This window comes from Acidimicrobiia bacterium (assembly GCA_029210695.1).
Lineage (GTDB): Bacteria > Actinomycetota > Acidimicrobiia > Spongiisociales > JAHEDJ01 > JAHEDJ01.
Genome location: JARGFH010000068.1, coordinates 1 through 17,438 on the forward strand (window position 1 = coordinate 1; position 17,438 = coordinate 17,438).

Annotated in this window: 10 protein-coding genes; 3 read left to right on the forward strand and 7 right to left on the reverse strand. The window is 62.6% G+C overall.

Translation table 11 applies throughout. From position 1 onward, the window contains the following. Positions 1-487: 487 nt before the first annotated feature. Positions 488-1,186 (forward strand): hypothetical protein, encoded by a 699-nt coding sequence (locus P1T08_16000; GenBank protein ID MDF1597582.1) that lies wholly within the window; start codon positions 488-490, stop codon positions 1,184-1,186. Positions 1,187-1,249: 63 nt separating this feature from the next. Here P1T08_16000 and P1T08_16005 read toward each other — a convergent pair whose 3' ends face one another. From P1T08_16005 to P1T08_16015, 3 genes are all read right to left on the reverse strand, one after another. Beyond that, positions 1,250-1,768, reverse strand: a complete 519-nt coding sequence (locus P1T08_16005; GenBank protein ID MDF1597583.1) for a hypothetical protein — start codon at positions 1,766-1,768, stop codon at positions 1,250-1,252. Beyond that, positions 1,765-2,625: a zinc metalloprotease HtpX gene (locus P1T08_16010; protein ID MDF1597584.1), complete on the reverse strand. Its 861-nt coding sequence runs from the start codon at positions 2,623-2,625 to the stop codon at positions 1,765-1,767. Before P1T08_16010 ends, P1T08_16005 begins: the two co-directional genes overlap by 4 nt. 169 nt (positions 2,626-2,794) lie before the next feature. After that, positions 2,795-5,812 (reverse strand): S8 family peptidase, encoded by a 3,018-nt coding sequence (locus P1T08_16015; protein MDF1597585.1) that lies wholly within the window; start codon positions 5,810-5,812, stop codon positions 2,795-2,797. A gap of 289 nt (positions 5,813-6,101) precedes the next feature. Here P1T08_16015 and P1T08_16020 point away from each other — a divergent pair, with 289 nt between their 5' ends. Beyond that, the gene (locus P1T08_16020; GenBank protein ID MDF1597586.1) at positions 6,102-9,296 is read left to right on the forward strand and encodes a S8 family serine peptidase; all 3,195 of its coding nucleotides are present in this window, start codon (positions 6,102-6,104) and stop codon (positions 9,294-9,296) included. Between the two features lie 68 nt (positions 9,297-9,364). Here P1T08_16020 and P1T08_16025 read toward each other — a convergent pair whose 3' ends face one another. Continuing rightward, positions 9,365-9,991, reverse strand: a complete 627-nt coding sequence (locus P1T08_16025; GenBank protein MDF1597587.1) for a hypothetical protein — start codon at positions 9,989-9,991, stop codon at positions 9,365-9,367. A 154-nt stretch (positions 9,992-10,145) separates the two neighbouring features. Here P1T08_16025 and P1T08_16030 point away from each other — a divergent pair, with 154 nt between their 5' ends. Further along, on the forward strand, positions 10,146-10,967 hold the full coding sequence (locus tag P1T08_16030) for a trypsin-like serine protease (protein MDF1597588.1): 822 nt from the start codon (positions 10,146-10,148) through the stop codon (positions 10,965-10,967). A 102-nt stretch (positions 10,968-11,069) separates the two neighbouring features. Here P1T08_16030 and P1T08_16035 read toward each other — a convergent pair whose 3' ends face one another. The 3 genes from P1T08_16035 to P1T08_16045 form a co-directional block, all read right to left on the reverse strand. Beyond that, positions 11,070-11,495 (reverse strand): PIN domain-containing protein, encoded by a 426-nt coding sequence (locus P1T08_16035; protein ID MDF1597589.1) that lies wholly within the window; start codon positions 11,493-11,495, stop codon positions 11,070-11,072. Between the two features lie 25 nt (positions 11,496-11,520). Continuing rightward, a complete protein-coding gene (locus P1T08_16040; protein ID MDF1597590.1) occupies positions 11,521-11,757 on the reverse strand; it encodes a ribbon-helix-helix domain-containing protein in 237 nt (78 codons plus the stop codon). A 452-nt stretch (positions 11,758-12,209) separates the two neighbouring features. Then, on the reverse strand, positions 12,210-17,369 hold the full coding sequence (locus P1T08_16045) for a DUF5011 domain-containing protein (protein MDF1597591.1): 5,160 nt from the start codon (positions 17,367-17,369) through the stop codon (positions 12,210-12,212). Positions 17,370-17,438 lie beyond the last annotated feature (69 nt).

Here is a 17,438-nt window from a genome sequence, read left to right on the forward strand (position 1 = left end):
AGAGCCCTCCTCTACGCCGGAAAACCCAACTGGAATCTACTCGCCACCATCACACCCCGCTGAAATCCGATGAGCCAGTTAAGGGCTCCGCCGGTCCCCCCAGCGAGCGCAGCGAGCGTCCGGCGGGAAGGTCCCTACCGCCGCAGACAGCAGTGCCGCCGCTACAGAGCCAACTATCGCGTTCTCCCCCCACCGGGGTGGGGGGAGTCCCGAGTCTTCGAGGGGAGGGGGGCATCCCCCAACGAACGAAGTGAAGGCAGGAGGGACCCCGGTCGGTCCCCCAGCGAGCGCAGCGAGCGTCCGGGGGGAAAGTCCCTGCGCCGAAGCAAAGCGAAGGCGGAGGTAGGGGGGCTCCCCCAGCCAGCGAAGGCGACCCTGGAACGGCCGGCGCACGACGACCTCGTCAAGCCAATGGGAGCTTGCGGCGCATTCGTAGACCCTTCGAGCATAAGATGCCTTTCGGGAACAATCGCGAGGAGGACCGCATATGCCCGTAATTGCACAGATAGACCTTTCGTTCGTCGACCGGATGACGGAGTCGTTCAAGGAGCTCGGCTCCGGAATCGGGAACTTCATCCCCAAACTCATTGTCGCTCTTCTGATCATCTGGATCGGGAGTTGGGTGGCGGGATTCGCCCGCAAGTGGCTCGAGAGGATCCTCAAGAAGGTCGGCGCCCGCAAACTGACCGAGGCGGCCGGAATTGAGCCGATGCTCGAACAGGCGGGAACGTCGGGTCCGCACCTCGTATCTCAGGTCCTCTATTACCTGGTGATGATCATCTTCCTGCAGATCGCCACTGAGGTACTGGGAATCGATCGGCTTACGGTGCTGCTCGACACGCTGATTGCGTACCTGCCCCTGGTGGTGGTGGCACTCCTGATCGTGTTCGTGGCCGGCGCGGTTGCCGGATGGGCTGCGGGAGTCGTTCGACCCTTTGCCGAAAGTCGCAACATGGGTTGGCTGGTCGTTGCAGTCCGCTGGGCGATCATCGTCGTCGGAGCGCTGGCCGCGCTGGACACGCTCAACTTCGCACCAGGAGTGACGGAGAATATCCAGGCAACTCTGCTGCAGTGGCTGCCCCTTTCGGTTCTGGTGACCGGGGCCATCGCCTTTGGGATCGGAGGGATCGATACCGCCAAGAAGTGGTGGGCGAAGCTCGATCCGAAGCAGGAAAAGCAATACTGATCGTCTAACAGGAGGCCACCTCTCTTGCCTGCAGGGGAGGTGGCCTTTTCGCGTCAACGTTCCCTAGTCCACGGGCTCGGAGTTGCCGGACAGCGCTGTGGCTCGCCTGCGGTACATGACTCCGGCGGCGGCTACCAGGCCAACCAGGAGGAGGTCCCAGGCCGCCACTCCCCCACGGCTCTCGATGTCGATGACCGCTACACCGATACCCAACGCCGCGACCGCCAGCAACCAGAACCCGACCCGGCCGACCATGACTGCCTGCCTGTCAACCGGCAATGGTTCGTAGGCGCCGGCATCCTGGATCCTCTGCACGGCCCTCGCAACGGATCGAGCCGTCCATGCCACGACGCCGGCTAGGTAGGTGACGCCGAGCCCGATCCAGCCCGGCTCGGCAAGCAGGGCGACGAGGATTCCGAGCGCTCCCGCCACGAGACTCCAGCGAAACACATCCGGAAGCCGGTTCATTGCCCAGTCGGGGCCGCGGGTCGTTGTGTTGACGGTCACCTGGGCAGCCCACAGTCCGGAGCCGACCGCCAGAGCTGCGAGGACGAAGATCCCCTGGGCGGTGCTCAGTGTCAACTGATGCCCGACGCCTGTTTCCAAAGGCGGTCGATCCGCTCCTCGACCGGCGGGTGCGTCGAGAAGAGCTTGCTGAAGCTCTGGCGTCGATTGACGGCCTTGAGCGGATCGTCGATGAACAACTGGCTGACGGCCGGGTTGACGTTCATGGGGATGCGGGCGGTCGCTCCGGAGATCTTCTGCAGCGCCGAGGCCAGGTTGACGGGTTGTCCGGTGATGTCGGCCCCGCTGCGATCGGCCTGGAACTCGCGGGAGCGCGAGATGGCGAGGCGGATCAGCATGGCGGCAATCGGAGCCAGGATGAGAGCCAGGAGGCTGATGATGCCCGACAGCGGGTTGTCCCGGCTGCTGCGGCCTCCTCCGAACCAGAATGCCATCCTGGCGAAGATCGACAGGGCGGCGGCCAGCATGGCGGCGATCGACGAGATCAAGATGTCCCGGTTGCGGACGTGGGCGAGTTCGTGGGCGAGCACGCCCTCGAGTTCCTGGTTGGTGAGCAGTTGCATGATGCCGGAGGTAACGGCGACTGCGGCGTGTTTGGGGTTGCGCCCGGTGGCGAAGGCATTCGGCTGCGGCGAGTCGATCAGGTAGATGCCGGGCATCGGCATGCGAGTTTGCTCGGTCAGATGTCGAACGATCGCATACACCTGCGGCAGTTCGTGTTCCTCGACGGGCTTGGCCTTAGTGGCGGCCAGTGCCATCTTGGCCGAGAAGAAGTAGGCGAAGAAGTTGAGCCCGGCAGCAAAGAGCAGCCCGATGTAGAAGCCCGACCCCTGGCCGAACAGCGCAATGCCGAGCCACCACACCAGGGCGGACATGAATGCCAGCAGTCCGACAGTCTTGAGGTTATTGGTCATGGGGCAATTGTATCGGCATGTGGGGATATTGGGAGGTGTCACCCGTCCACAGAGCGTTCTGGCGTCAGAAAGCGGCCAGAATTGAGACGTTCCTGACGCCAGAACGGTGGAAAAAGAGAGGGGCCGCCCCGAAGGGCGGCCCCTACCCTTGTCAGCTCGAGAGCTGAGGTCAGTCGGTGTCGACGCGGACCACGGTGAGATCAAACAAACCAGAAAGGTCTGCAGTCTCGCTATGACTCACAGCACCGAGGTACTTCGTATCGGGGTCGAGGCCAACCCAATCCACCTGGATGGAGTAGGTGTCCCCGAGGGTGGCCGTCGTGGGACCGGTCACCGTCATATTTGTACTGCCCGGCGTTGCCGGAACGGACCAGTCGAACAGCGTGTATCTGCTGTCCGGACCGTCCGTCTGCCAGCCGTGGACGAACACGTAGTAGTCACCGGCAGGCGGGAACAGGACGTTGACTTCCTCCGCCGATGTGCCCGAACCACTCCCTCCGGCAAACGAGCCACCGGGGTAAAACACGTATAGGTCGAGGTCGTCGTTTCCGTCTGTGTAGTCGTCGAACAGCGAGAATCGCGCCAATGCAGATCCTGCGGGAACGGTGACGAAATGCAACGTAGTCCCCGGGCCGAATGGCGCAAAGCTGTTACCGGGGTCATCAAGCACAGTGCCATCGGTCATCGTCGCGGCCACCAACCCATGGGGTTGGGCGAAGTAATCGCCGTTGTACCCGAACACGATCGAGAACTCGAGCGACCCATCCGTGCCCGAACCGAAGACCTCACCTGGAACGGCTGCCTGCACCGCGCGCACCGTCAGCACGCTACGAACCGCGTGCGGTCCGTGGGACCACGTCAGTGAGCCGAACGCATAATCGCCGATCGTCGCCGTATCAGTCGTCGTGAAGGTGACCTCGTAGATTCCCGTTTCACCCGGGGCGAGCGTGAGCTCATCGGGCGAGACAACGACGTCCACGCCGAACGGTTCGTCCACAGAGACTGCGTACGTGTGCGTGCCACCGGCGACGTTCGTCACTCGGCGCTCGACCGTCTGGGTTCCCGCCAGCTCACCGATGGTGATGTTCGGCTGGTTCAGGTCGCTCGGATCGATACCGATCAACGGGCAGTAGCTCGCCTGGAGCTGACCCGTCCCGCACAGGAAACCGAGCCAGTCGACCCAGCCGGCGTCGTACACGAGACCCGGATCCAGCGCCGAGTTCGGAGCTACATGGCCAGAGCCGTAGTCAAACGGGTCACCCGGAATCGGGTTCTCCTCGTTCGTCAACTGCGATGCCGTCGTCATCAGGGCCGACTTGATCATCGTCGGCGACCAGTCGGGATGAGCCGACTTCACCACGGCGGCGAGACCGGCAATGTGCGGACTCGACATCGACGTGCCGCTGAGCGAGTCGAAGTTCCGGCCGTTGTATCCGGCGGGTGAAACTGCGGCGATTATGTCCTGGCCAGGCGCCATGATGTCCGGCTTGAGCAAGTCGGATGATCCCTGGAGTGGACCTCTCGACGAGAACGACGCCACATCGGGTGCTTCGATCGTGACAGGTGTCGCAGGCGAAATCGATGCGGTGGCATCGGCGGTCTGGGCATACGCCCGAATCGCCGCTCCATCGATGTGATCGACGTGAACCGTCGGCACTGAGTGCAGATCAGCGTTGATGGAGCTGGGGCTGACATTGGCGTGCACCATCCCAGCACCGCCGGCCATCGCCACGGCCAGGCTCTTGTCTACGCGTGCGATCGTCCCCCGATCGCAGACGACGATGTTGCCGTCCACCAGAGCCGCATCGAGCGTGCCCGGGTAGCAAAGGCGGACTTGTGTCGGATCCTCGCCTGCCAGCCCTACATCGGCCGAGTAGACCAGGTTGGTCTCATCGACTCCGGTGAACTGGAAGGAGGCGCCGACGTACGAGTCGCCGTTGCCCAGGGTGACCGTGGCCTCTGAATACCGATCATGAGTCCCGGCCGCCACCGTAGTGATCCACGGCGAGGGATGGGCGACGGTCGCCGCTGTCGGACCGGCGTTGCCGGCCGACGCAGCGACGAACACACCGGCGTCCTCCGCAAATAGGAACGCAACTTCCACAGGATCGAGGAAGTTGGTTCTGGTGCCGCTGATCGAGAAGTTGATCACGTCGACACCGTCTGCCACAGCCTGGTCGATTGCTGCCACGGAGTCGGATGAGAAACACCCACCCGCGTCGCCGCGGCCCCAGCAAACCTTGTACGAGGCGATGCGAGCCCGCGGGGCCATCCCGCTAACGGATCCGAGGGCGAGCCCATCGACCACAGCCGCCACGTTGCCGTTTCCACCTGCTGTGCTGGCAGTGTGGGTGCCATGTCCATCGGCGTCACGCGCCGACCAGTACTCGTAAGGGAATAAGGCACTCACGCCTGCTTCCCCGCCCCAACCGGCTCCAAAGAACTGGGCGCCGATCAGCTTCTGATTGCACTCGTCGGCTTGGAACTCGTCACCCGGGGTGCACTTGCCGTGCCAGCCCGGTATCTGCTGGTAGTCGAGCTTCCCAGGCGTACCGTTCGGGTTGGTACCCGTCCGATCGGCGAAGCTGAGGCTCTCAGGCCAAATGCCGGAGTCGACGATGCCGATGATGACATTCTCGCCGGTGTACCCCATTTCCCACGCTCCGCCGTCATCGGTCAGACCGAGGAAGTCCGGGGTGGAGATCGTGTCCACGGCCATCAGCTCGTCTTGCCAGATCATCCGCACATCGTTGCGCGCTGCCATCGCGGCAGCCTGCGAACCGGTCAGCTTCGCGGCGAAACCGTTGAACGTGTAGGAGTAGTCATACAGTTTCTTGTCGAGGCCGGCACCGACGCCATTCAGCGCGCCGTTGTGCTTGCCCTTGAGGTAGTCGACATACTTGACGACTTTGCCGCTGTCCGGGTCGATCTTCTTCCCGTCCTTGGGCTTGGTCGAAGCCAGGCCTTTGATACTCCCGTCGTATGCCACCACGGGGTCATCAATCATTTGAACGATGTAGGTAGCTTCGCCTTTCTCAGCGTTGATCGCCGAGACCACGTCGTCCGGAACTTCAAGGTCCGCGCTTTGGCCGAGCACGGGCAGCGCCGAAAACGCCAATCCGAGCACCATGACCAGAACGAGGAGAATGCGACCAGAACGCCCGCGGCGTGCCTTCGATGAGCTCATTGCTCTCCGCCTCCTATAGGTATCTTCCCAACCGCCGGGAGGCCCCAATTGACCCAGCCAACCGGCCGCCCGACCCTAGCAGGCCATGGGCAGCCGCGACTCTGCGGAGTGGGGCAAATCCCACCGTACGTGGTGACTAGACATTCCGAGCAGGAGACGGATCAAGAACCCGCTCAACCATCTGCAGGTGTCCGCCCAGAGGTGTAGTTTCGGACGAAGTGGGCTTCAGTATCCCGCAACCACCGAACCATCCAGCGGATGGAACGAATCCTATGAAGGGAGGATTGTGGTGAGACGACTCCTCGTACTCGCCGTCGCCTTCCTGACACTTCTGGCACTCGCAGTGCCTGTAGGTGCGCAGGGGGTGCCTGGCGATCGGATGGAAGATCGATCGTTACCAGACGCCGTGAGCGACCTCATGCTCGACAAGCCGCTGACACTCGAAGGCAATGTTGCGCTGGGTGTCATTGACTCCAGCCTTAGAGGTGCAGAGGGCGAGCAGAACGTAATCGTCCGGCTGAAGGGGAATTCCTTGGCCGCGGCCGGAATCGCCGGCGACTCGGCCCAAGCTGCGTACGTCCGTGGGTTGAATAGTGCGCAGAACCGCTTCATGGCGCGGATCGGAAGCACCGGCGCAACCGAACTCGGACGAGTCCAGCGCGTGCTGAATGCAGTCTTCCTTCAGGTCGACGCTGATTCATTGCCTGCGATCGCCGCAGATCGCGACGTTCTGCGCGTTGCTCCTGTCGGCAACTACGAGATGGACCTGAGCGAGACGGTTCCCTACATCGGTGCCGCCGCGGTGCAAACAGCAGGCGTCGACGGAAGCGGCATCAAGGTCGCCGTTCTCGACAGCGGCATCGACTACAACCATGCAGCCCTCGGCGGCTCGGGTGATCCGGCGGACTATGCAGCCAACGATCCGACGATCATCGAGCCTGGGTCATTCCCCACCGACAAGGTGGTGGGTGGCTACGACTTCGTCGGTTCAGACTGGCCGAACGCTCCCGAGGCTCCGGATCCGGATCCGCTCGATGACGGCAGCGAGGCCGGGCACGGCACGCACGTCGCCCACATCATCGGTGGGAATGTGACGGATGAAGCCAGCGGGATCTATCCCGGCGTCGCTCCCGGAGTCGACCTCTACGCCGTCAAGGTGTGCTCGTCGGTATCGACCGCCTGCTCCGGCATCGCTCTCATCCAGGGCATGGACTTCGCCGTCGATCCGAACATGGACGGCAAGGTGAAAGACCGGGTCGACGTCGTCAACATGTCACTCGGATCCAACTACGGGCAGCCATTCGACGACGACCTCGCGGCCGCCGTCGACGGGGCCACGGCTCTGGGCGTCCTAACCGTGGCCTCGGCCGGCAATAGCGCCGACAAGCCATACATATCCGGCACACCCGGCGCGGCGCCTACTGCTTTGTCTGTGGCGCAGACTCAGGTGCCTTCGGCCTCCCTGCCATTTCTCGAAGTCAACGGAGTCGACTATCAAGCCGTGTTCCAGCCGTGGTCCGTTCCACCGGTCGGTATCGTCAGCGGAACACTCCAGTACGGCGACGGCGGCGGCGGAAACCTCAACGGCTGCGCCGCATTCGCTCCCGGCTCCTTGACCGGATTGGCAGTGCTCGTCGATCGTGGTGCGTGCAACTTCACGCTCAAGATCAAGAACGTCGGCGATGCCGGAGGCACAATCGGCATTATCGGACTCGTCGCTCCGGGGGCGCCCTTCTCAGGTGGCGACGGGGGCGACCAACCGATAACGATTCCCGGCTACATGATCAGCCAGGCAGACAGCAATGCTCTGAAAGCAGCGGTTGGATCGACGCTGACCATTGACCCTGCAAACGCTCTGCCGCTCATCGGTCAGATGGTCGGATCATCGTCACGTGGCCCCTCGAACTACTACCAGGCCATCAAGCCGGAAATCGGTGCGCCGGGAGCATCCGTTTCTGCGATTGCCGGAACGGGGACCGGGAACGGCCCGTTCGGCGGCACTTCTGGAGCAGCCCCGATGGTGACCGGCTCGGCAGCCCTCGTGCTCGACGCCTTCGGCGGCACCAAGACAAGTGCGACCGGCACGCCGCCTGGTACGGCGATCGGGCACGGGCTCGATCCCCTGACGGTCAAGGCGCTGCTGATGAACAACGGAGAGACGAACATCGACACCGACCCGTTCACGGGTCTTGCTCCGATCACCAGGATCGGTGGTGGTGAGGTGCGTGTCGACCGCGCCGTATCGGCTCCGGTGGCGGCCTTCTCGGCCGACGACTACACGGGCGCTCTCGGATTCGGATTCGTGGACGTGGCGGACACGGTCACGCTGACCAAGACGGTGACGATCCGCAATCTCGATAACAAGCGCCACACCTACGACGTGCTCCCGACCTTCCGGTACGCCTCGGACAAGGCAACCGGAGCGGTTTCGGTGAGCGCACCGTCGTCGGTGACCGTCAAGCCCGGCCTGGATCGCGAAACGACGTTTGAGGTGTCGATCACCATCGACGGTTCTCTGCTTCCGGGCAATTACATGAACTCGGGATCGAACGGCGCCAACGGTGACGCCCTGACACTCAACGAGTTTGACGGCTACCTGATCCTCGACGACGGAAGCCACCCGATCCATCTGGCGTGGCACGTGCTGCCTCGGCAGGCGGCGGACGTGGTCCCCGACACGATGGCGTTGACCGGCGGTCTGTTCCCCGAGGTAATCGGTCTTGACAATCAGGGTGCGGGTATGGCGCAGAACGATGCCTATGCGCTCCTGGCGATCAGCCCCGACCAACCTGAGGGCGAGCGGGGCGAGCAGTCGCCGACTCCGGATATCCGGGCGGTGGGTATCAACACGTTCCCGGTTCCGGCCGGCTACTGCTCGGCTGAGGAATCGTTCATCTGGGCGTTCGCGGTCAACACTTGGGAACGTCAGTCGCACGTCCTTCCGGTGAGCTTCCTCATCGATCTGGACATCGACCAGGACGGCATCGTCGATGCAACAGTGCTGAACCGCGATCTGGCTGCCGCCCCTCCGGGGTTCAACCAGATCGGCGACGGCCGTCAGGTGACGTGGGCGCTCAACTACAACACGGGTAGCGCCTCGGCGTTCTTCTTCACCGAACACTCGACGAATACGGGAAACACCGTGCTGTTGATCTGCGGCGAGCAGATCGGCCTGACGGGAACCGACATGTTGGCGACCAATGTCGACATGTCGGTGTTCGCACAGGACTTCTACTACGGAGGTCCCGGCGACCTGGTCGACGGCCTGACGGTGACGCCGCTCGGTGAACAGTTCTACGGCGTACCCAGCGACGTAGCCGGATTCACCTACGACCCGGCCGGTCTGAGTGTGTACGACTTCGGCCTCTGGCCGGGGAATAGCGCTGAACTCGGCCTGATGCTCCTCACCAACGGTGACCGTGGAAGCGGTGCCCGAGGCGGGGCGACTGCTGACACAGAAGCACTCCTGTTTACCGTGCCGTAGAACCAACATACGACGAGATGCGGGAAGCGGGGCCGTCAAGGCCCCGCTTCTCTGTGTACTCAAGCGTGCTACTTGCTGTCGTCGGACGGCGGCGGGACTCCAAGAGAGCTCTCGCACAACTTGAAGGATCCCCTGCTCGATGCCCGGTAGTCCATCTGCGAACCACCTGCATCGAGGACAACCCAGTAGCCATCGACCAGCGCCTGGGTATACATCACTCCCGGCTCAGGACATCCGAGCGAACCGTCCGACCAGGTGACGGACTCTGCTCGCACGACGGTGAGCGCACCCTTTGTGGTCATCCGGGACTCGGCGTCGGCCATGATCGCTTCGAGGAGGTCCATCGGGACCTCACCCGTCACCGCCGGTGGCGGGTCCGAAGGAGGGATGGTTTCCGCGGGTGGCAGGGATGGAGTGGGCTTCGGCAGCGTGGATTCCGGACTCACAATCTCGTCCTCCGCCCTGTCGGTGGCGTCAGGCAGTTCATCGACGATCGAGTCGTCGGAGGCGGTCAGGCTGGCCTCGCCGGGCTCCTCCGCCGGTTGATCGGCCGCGGAGGCATCTGCAGCATCGTCTGCCGGGGTCGACGCCTCGACCTCCGGAAGTGCGGCATCATCGAGAGGAACGCCGCCGCCGTTCGCGCACGCCGCAGCAATCAGTGCAAAACCAGTAATCACTATCAGGACTCTTCGCATAGGCAATTCCACCTCGGTCTTGCCTCCCCTTCTCATTAGGGTAGTCATCGATGAGACGTCGGCGTTACGACCGCCGTTTCCTGAGGCGTCCCAACTTGCGGTGGGCTAGGCTCACTCTCAGTGGCAGGAGGCCACATGAGTCATGGGAGGGTTCGTGAGAAAGCTATCCATCCTGGCGCTGGTTGGCGCTATGTCAATTGTCCTGGCATTGCCAGGCGGGGCCATTACCAACGGTGAGCGCACCGACGACCACCCAGAGGTCGTTCTGATCATCATGGATGTCGACGGAGAACCTGCATACCGATGCTCCGGCGCGTTGATGAGTCCAACCATCGTATTGACCGCCGGCCACTGTGCAGGCGCCCCGGGCGAGTTCACCGGTCTCCGTGTGTTCACAGAGGCTGACGTCCAGAACGGCGACAACGACTACCCCTTTGGGGGCGGAAACAACACGATCGAGGTGAAGAACTGGGCGGCCCATCCGGACTATCCCGACTTCCCCTTCTTCGTCAACGACGTCGGCGTACTCGAGTTGGAGGAACCGTACGTAATCGATTCCAGCAACTATGCCAGTCTTCCCGAAGTGAATGCACTCGATGCGCTGAACACGAGGCGCGGTCGGGAGAACGTGACATTCAATGCCGTCGGCTACGGTCTGCAGCGGATCAATCCCGTGTTTGTCGAGAGCGATCGTGCCAGGTATGAGGCATCGCCTCGTCTGATCCAGATCAACGTCCCGGGATTCACCGGCGACTTCTCAATGCTGCTGTCGAACAACCATTCGACCGGGGGCACGTGTTTCGGCGACTCCGGGGGGCCAAACTACTTCGGCGACGGCACGGATCGTGTCGTGGCAGCGGTGACATCATTTGGGATCAACGGCAATTGCGCTGGTACCGGCGGAGTGTTCCGTGTGGATCGCGAGAACGTCCAGGAATTCATCTACGACTTCAGAGACAACCCCTACACGCCGTAGAAGCATGACACCCTAATGGGAAGGAGGGGCTCCATCAGGAGCCCCTCCTTCTACTTTGCCGACCGCGCCGATCCAAGGCTCCACCGGTTCATTTCCTTCCACTCAATAGGAGACTTCTGGCGAGGGGTTTGGACTAGAGGAGCACGGCCGTGGCGTCGCCTGGGTCGATACGGCGAAGACCCTCGACCTGGTCGAATCCTCGGTCTGGCTCACGATCACATCGATGCGCACCTCCATACAGGTAGCGACGTGCACCAGATCACGCGCCGACAGGTCCTCGTACTCGGCGAACAGAGCCGGCATACGTCGCATCATCCGCTCGGTGATCGGCAGCACCGGAGCGAACAGGTCGAGTATCGCTTTTGCCATTGCCGCACCCACATCCCGCCGCCCCGAGCCTGAGAAGCGATGGAGAATCTCTTGCACCACCTCCAGCGAGACGGCTGCATCGAGCCGACCGTCGACAACCGCATCGATCAACTCCCTGCACGGCTGTCGCATCGGATGCGACGCTCCTGCCGCGAACATGACACACCGGTGGCGAAGAACACCGTCACGCCGTGGCTCCACGGAGGATCTCGTCCTTCATGACCTCCCAGTCGTCGACCGGAGCCTCGAGCGAAAACAGAAGCTCCGCCGCTTCGCTCCCTATTCGGATTGCCGGAACGGTGTATGCGTCTATCGCCTCGCGGATCAACGCTCCCATCGAGAGCTGTCGGTCCTCTGCCAGTCGTTCGAGCCGATGCCGCTGGGCAGGAGTGAGCAGCACCTGAGTTCGTTCAGAAAACATGTGCATATCAGACTATGCGTATGTTGTTCGGTCAGGGGTGACTGCCCCCCTACCTCCGCCTCCGCTCCGCTTCGGCGCAGGTACCTTCCCCCCCTGCGGGGGGACCGACCCGTCTACCCTTTCGCCTTACGCTCCGCTTCGACGCAGAAACGCTCCCCCCTCCGGGGTGTCGGTTTGCGCGACGGGCCCGCCGTCTCAGCGGCGGCCATCCCATTACAGCGTGCTCTCCCGCTTGCGGGGGAGCTGTCCGGCGTAGCCGGACTGAGGGGGGTGTCCTGCGGGTCTCGTCCCGGTCCCACAGGTGTTCGGCCATTCCCCCTCCGCCCTGCTGCATCGGCAGCAGGCCACCTCCCCCAGCTGACGCTGGTGGAGGACGTTTCTGAGCGGCCACGTGTCGGACTCAAACCGCGACAGAACACCCTGGGGGGGACCGAACCCTCAGCCGCCCCGCCTTACGCTTCGGCGCCCAGTCCGGCGATCCGGGCCCGGCCGCGGCGGTATTCGAAGAAGATCATCCAGCCCGGGCTGCCCGGCGAGCGCACGCTCAAGTAGTGGTAGTTCTTGCATTCGGCCGGGATGAGGTGTGACCGCTCCAGCGGCGCATCCACGGCCAGCTCGTGGTTCGAAGACCGCCATGACTCCAGGAACAACTCCAGCAAGCTCGGCGCCTCTCCCCCGTGGTCGTTGGTGAGGATGTCCAGTACCTGGTCCCCCGGCACGTTCACGGCCTGCCCGTTGAGCGCAACGAACATGCCCCGTCCATCCAACAGCCCGGATCCGATCCCGCGACGGCGCAAACGGGCGAGACGATCCACCAGTCGGTTCGGGCGAAGGTCGCTGGCGAACTCGATCGAGTCGACATCCTCGGTCACGTTCGCCCGGTTGACCCATCCATGTCCGATGTCGGCAGAAACCGGGAGCCACACCGTGCCGGTTTCCGCATCGCGCACCGGTCGCTCGATCGAGACGAGTCCCCTCGCATTTGGCAACAGCTTGAAGGCGACGGAACTCCGTTCAGACGGTTCGGTGTACACATTGAGTTTGTCCTCGGGCCCCACCCACACGACCGCCCAGTGGCGGCGTCTGGCCAGCAGCCCGGTTGCCCACGGAGTGCCACCGACGAGGAACCACAGTGCCGCGAAGAGCAGCAGCACCAGCGGCAGCTGCATGGCGGAGAGGCTCTGGAAGAACGCCTGGGTGAAAAGTCGTATCGCATGCGGAGTATCCAACGCCACCCTGGCGAGCGTCAGCGGTTCGGGCGGATCGATTTCGAGGAGGCCCGTTCCAACTATGCCGGAAAGACCGATAGCGGTGATCAGGGCTGAAGAGACAACTTCCGCCGAAACATCGACCACCGTCGTTGCCCCGTTCGGATCGGACACTGTGTAGGTGAAGTTGTCCGTCCCCACCCAGCCTGTGTGCGGGGTGTAGAGCACTTTGCCGTCGACGAGTTCGACGGTACCGTGCTCGCCCTGAGTGACCGACACGATCGTGAGGGTCTCGCCCTCTACGTCGTAGTCGTTGTGCAAGACGTCCAGAATGGATGCAAGGTAGCTGGCCAGAACGATCACGTCCGAGCCGGCTCGCGGTGGATCATTGACCGGGTTCACAACCACCGAAACCGACCCCGACGCCACCGACCCGAACGAGTCGGTGAGCGAGTACCCGATCGACGCCTCACCGAACCAGTCGGCAGGCGGCAGGAATACGATTGCACCATGGTCGGCCGAGGCCGTGCCCGCCGCCGGTTGACGTGTTACCGCCAGCACGACCGGATCTCCCTCCGCATCGTATCCATCGGTGACCAGGATCCGGGCGACTCCGTCCTCGTTGATCACCGCCGTGTGATCTTCGGCCACCGGCGGCTGATTCAACACCGGGACCACGATTCGAACGGCCGCCCGGGAAGATCCGCCGCGGCCATCCGACACCTGGTAGATGAATACGTCCTCGACGCCGCCCAGTCCGTCGTAGGTATAGGTGAACGAACCCGACGGGTTGAGCACCAACTCTCCGAAGTTCGGGGCCGACACCAGGGTCACCGTCAGTGCGTCGCCGTCAATGTCCGTGTCGTTGCCCATGACGCCCGGGGCCGGCACGCCGATCTCCCCCACATCATTGACCGTGTAGCGATCATCGACGGCAATCGGCGGCGAGTTAGGCACGACCACGGAGACCAGCCGTATGGCCGTTGCCGGGTTCCCGGAGGAATCGACCACCGAGTAGAAGATTGGATAGGTGCCGGCCGCAGCCAGATTCAACGCGCTCACGTCCACGACGATCGACCCGGAGATGGTGCCGTCGAATCCGTCGATAGCGCTGGCACCCGGCTCGAGATAGATGCCCCCGACGAACAGCGACAGCGGATTGGGGCCGACCAACGTGATAACCGGAGGGGTGGTATCCACCACGCGCACCGTCCGGGTCACCGTCGGCGCCAGATTACCTTCTGAATCCGCCACGTTGTATGTGACCGGGTAGGAGCCGAGTCTCGACGTGTTCACCAGTGAGGCGTTGACGACGATCGACCCGGAGATATCACCATCGTACGCATCGAACGCTGACGCGCCCGGATCCACAAACGGAGATCCCGCCTCGAGCACGAGTGGGTTCGCCCCGAGGAGGCTGATCGCCGGGGCAGTTGCGTCGACGACGTTCACGGTGCGAGTGACTCGCACTGCCGCGTTGCCTGCCGCATCCGAGACGTCGTAGGTCACCGGGTATGGTCCAACCACCGCGGGGTTCACCGCCGAGGCGTCGATCACGATGGCGGAGGACAGATTGCCGTCGTTGGCGTCGAATGCCGTCGCTCCGAGTTCGGCATATGTAGCGCCCACCTGAATGGTCTGAGGGTTCGCCCCGATGAGAGTGATCACCGGCAGTCCGGTGTCGACCACGTCCACGACCCTGACGGCACTCGACGGATTACCGGCGGCATCCGTGACGTCGTAGATAACAGCGTAGGAGCCGACCGCGGTTGTGTTCACCACCCCGCTATTGATCACAATCGACGCGGTCACGTCCCCGTCGTAGTTGTCGAACGCGGTTGCACCCAACTCCGAATAGACGGAGCCCACCTCGATGGTCTGCGGGTTCGCCCCGATGAGAGTGATCACCGGGATGGTGGTGTCCACCACATTCACCATGCGGACCACCGTGGCTGCTGGGTTGCCGTTTGTGTCCGAAACGTCATAAGTGATGGTGTGGGCGCCGACAACCGCAGTGTTCACCGGGTTCACTGTGACAATCGAACCGGTCAGATCGCCGTCGCCGATGTCGAAGGCGGTCGCACCAGCATCCACATACGGGCTGCCCACTTCGATCGTCACCGGATCAGCACCCACCAGAGTGATCACCGGCACCGTTGTGTCCACCACATTGACCGTGCGGGTCACGGTGACAGCCGCATTGCCCTGCAAATCGGCAACATCGTAGGTAACCGTGTATGCACCAACTGTCGAGGCATCGACGCCGGTGGCGTCAATCACGATGTGCCCCGATAGGTCCCCGTCATAGTTGTCCAACGCGGTCGCACCCAACTCGGTGTATCCAGTGCCGACTTCGATAGTCTGCGGACTCGCACCTAGCCGAGTGATCACTGGGACGGTGGTGTCAACCACATTGACCGTCCGGGTCACAGCGGCAGCAGCGTTGCCGTTGGCATCCGAAACGTCATACGTGATGGTGTAGGCACCGACCACTCCAGTGTTGACCGACGTGGCGTCAATCACGATGCTGCCCGATAGGTCCCCGTCGTAGTTGTCCAGCGCCGTCGCACCCAACTCCAAATACGCGGTGCCGACCTCAATCACCTGCGGATTCGCACCAGTCAGCGTGATAGCCGGGATGGTGGTGTCAACCACGTTGACGGTGCGAGTCAGCTGAACAGCAGCATTTCCTTGTGAGTCGACAACGTCATACGTCACCCCATACGTGCCAACCACCCCAGGGTCGACCGGGTTGACCGTCACAATCGATGCCGTCAGGTTGCCGTCACCGATGTCGAAGGCGGTGGCACCGGGATCCAGATACGCGGACCCGACTTCAACTGTCACGGGCGACACACCCAGCATGATGATGACCGGAACACCTGTATCAACCACGTCCACGGTTCGGGTCACCTGCACTGCCGCGTTGCCGTTGGCATCGGTCACGTCATAGGTCACCGAGTAGGAACCGACGACTGCCGTGTCTACTGCGGATGCGTCAATCGAGATCGAGCCGGACAGGTCCCCGTCGTAATTGTCAGAAGCAGTCGCACCCAACTCGGCATAGGGGCTGCCAACCTCAATGGTTTGCGGGTTCGCACCAGACAGTGTGACGACCGGAATGGTCGTATCGACCACGTCGACCGTGCGGGTCACGGTGACAGCCGCGTTGCCATTGATGTCGGAGACGTCGTAGGTCACGACATAGGAACCAACAGTGTTGGTGACACCGGTCGCATCGATCACGATTATTCCCGAGATATCTCCGTCATAGTTATCAGAAGCAGTCGCCCCCAACTCCACATACGGGCTACCGACCTCGATCGTCTGCGGATCCGCACCAGACAGTGTGATCACCGGCACCGTTGTGTCGACCACGTCGACTGTGCGGGTCACGGTCACGGCGTTGTTGCCGTTGGCATCGGTAACGTCGTAGGTCACGACGTAGGAAGCAACCGTGTTGGTATCAACACCGGTCGCATCGATGAGGATGCTGCCCGAGATATCCCCGTCATAGTTATCAGAAGCAGAAGCTCCGAGCTCGGTATAGGAGCTACCGACCTCAATGGTTTGCGGGTTCGCACCAGTCAACGCGACAACCGGGATTGTCGTATCCACCACATTGACCGTACGGATCGCCGAACCGGGATTCCCGGCGGCGTCCGTCACGTCATAAAACACAGGATACGAACCAACCACCGAGGTATTCACTGCAGTGGCGTTGATCACGATCGAACCTGAAATATCCCCGTCATAGGTGTCAGAAGCAGTCGCCCCCAACTCGACATACGGGCTACCGACCTCGATCGTCTGCGGGTTGGCTCCTGTCAACGAGATCACCGGCACTGTCGTATCCACAACATCCACAATCCGGGACACGGTGACAGCCGCATTCCCGTTCGCATCCGAAACGTCATAGGTGACCGTGTAGGAACCAACGACTGCCGTGCTTACTGCGGATGCGTCAATCGCGATCGAGCCGGGCAGGTCCCCGTCATAGTTATCAGAAGCCGTAGCCCCCAACTCCACATACGGCGACCCGACCTCGACGATCTGCGGGTTCGCACCAGACAGTGCGATCACCGGCACCGTTGTGTCGACCACATCCACCGCCCGGGTCACCTGAACAGCCGCATTCCCGCTCGCATCCGAAACGTCATAAGTAACGACATAGCTGCCGACGACCGCAGTGTTCACCGGGTTCACGGTGATAATTGACCCGGTCAGGTTGCCGTCACCAATATCAAAGGCGGTCGCTCCGGCATCCACATACGGGCTCCCCACTTCGATCGTCACCGGATCCGCACCAGACAGTGTGATCACCGGCACCGTTGTGTCGACCACGTCGACTGTGCGGGTCACGGTCACGGCGTTGTTGCCGTTGGCATCGGTAACGTGGCTCATCGGATTTCAGCGGGGTGTGATGGTGGCGAGTAGATTCCAGTTGGGTTTTCCGGCGTAGAGGAGGGCTCT

Coding starts and splice junctions, on each gene's coding strand:
- P1T08_16035 (MDF1597589.1), bottom strand. CDS start 11,495: ATGTTCGCGGCAGGAGCGTCGCATCCGATGCGACAGCCGTGCAGGGAG.
- P1T08_16025 (MDF1597587.1), bottom strand. CDS start 9,991: ATGCGAAGAGTCCTGATAGTGATTACTGGTTTTGCACTGATTGCTGCG.
- P1T08_16015 (MDF1597585.1), bottom strand. CDS start 5,812: ATGAGCTCATCGAAGGCACGCCGCGGGCGTTCTGGTCGCATTCTCCTC.
- P1T08_16010 (MDF1597584.1), bottom strand. CDS start 2,625: ATGACCAATAACCTCAAGACTGTCGGACTGCTGGCATTCATGTCCGCC.
- P1T08_16045 (MDF1597591.1), bottom strand. CDS start 17,369: ATGAGCCACGTTACCGATGCCAACGGCAACAACGCCGTGACCGTGACC.
- P1T08_16000 (MDF1597582.1), top strand. CDS start 488: ATGCCCGTAATTGCACAGATAGACCTTTCGTTCGTCGACCGGATGACG.
- P1T08_16040 (MDF1597590.1), bottom strand. CDS start 11,757: ATGTTTTCTGAACGAACTCAGGTGCTGCTCACTCCTGCCCAGCGGCAT.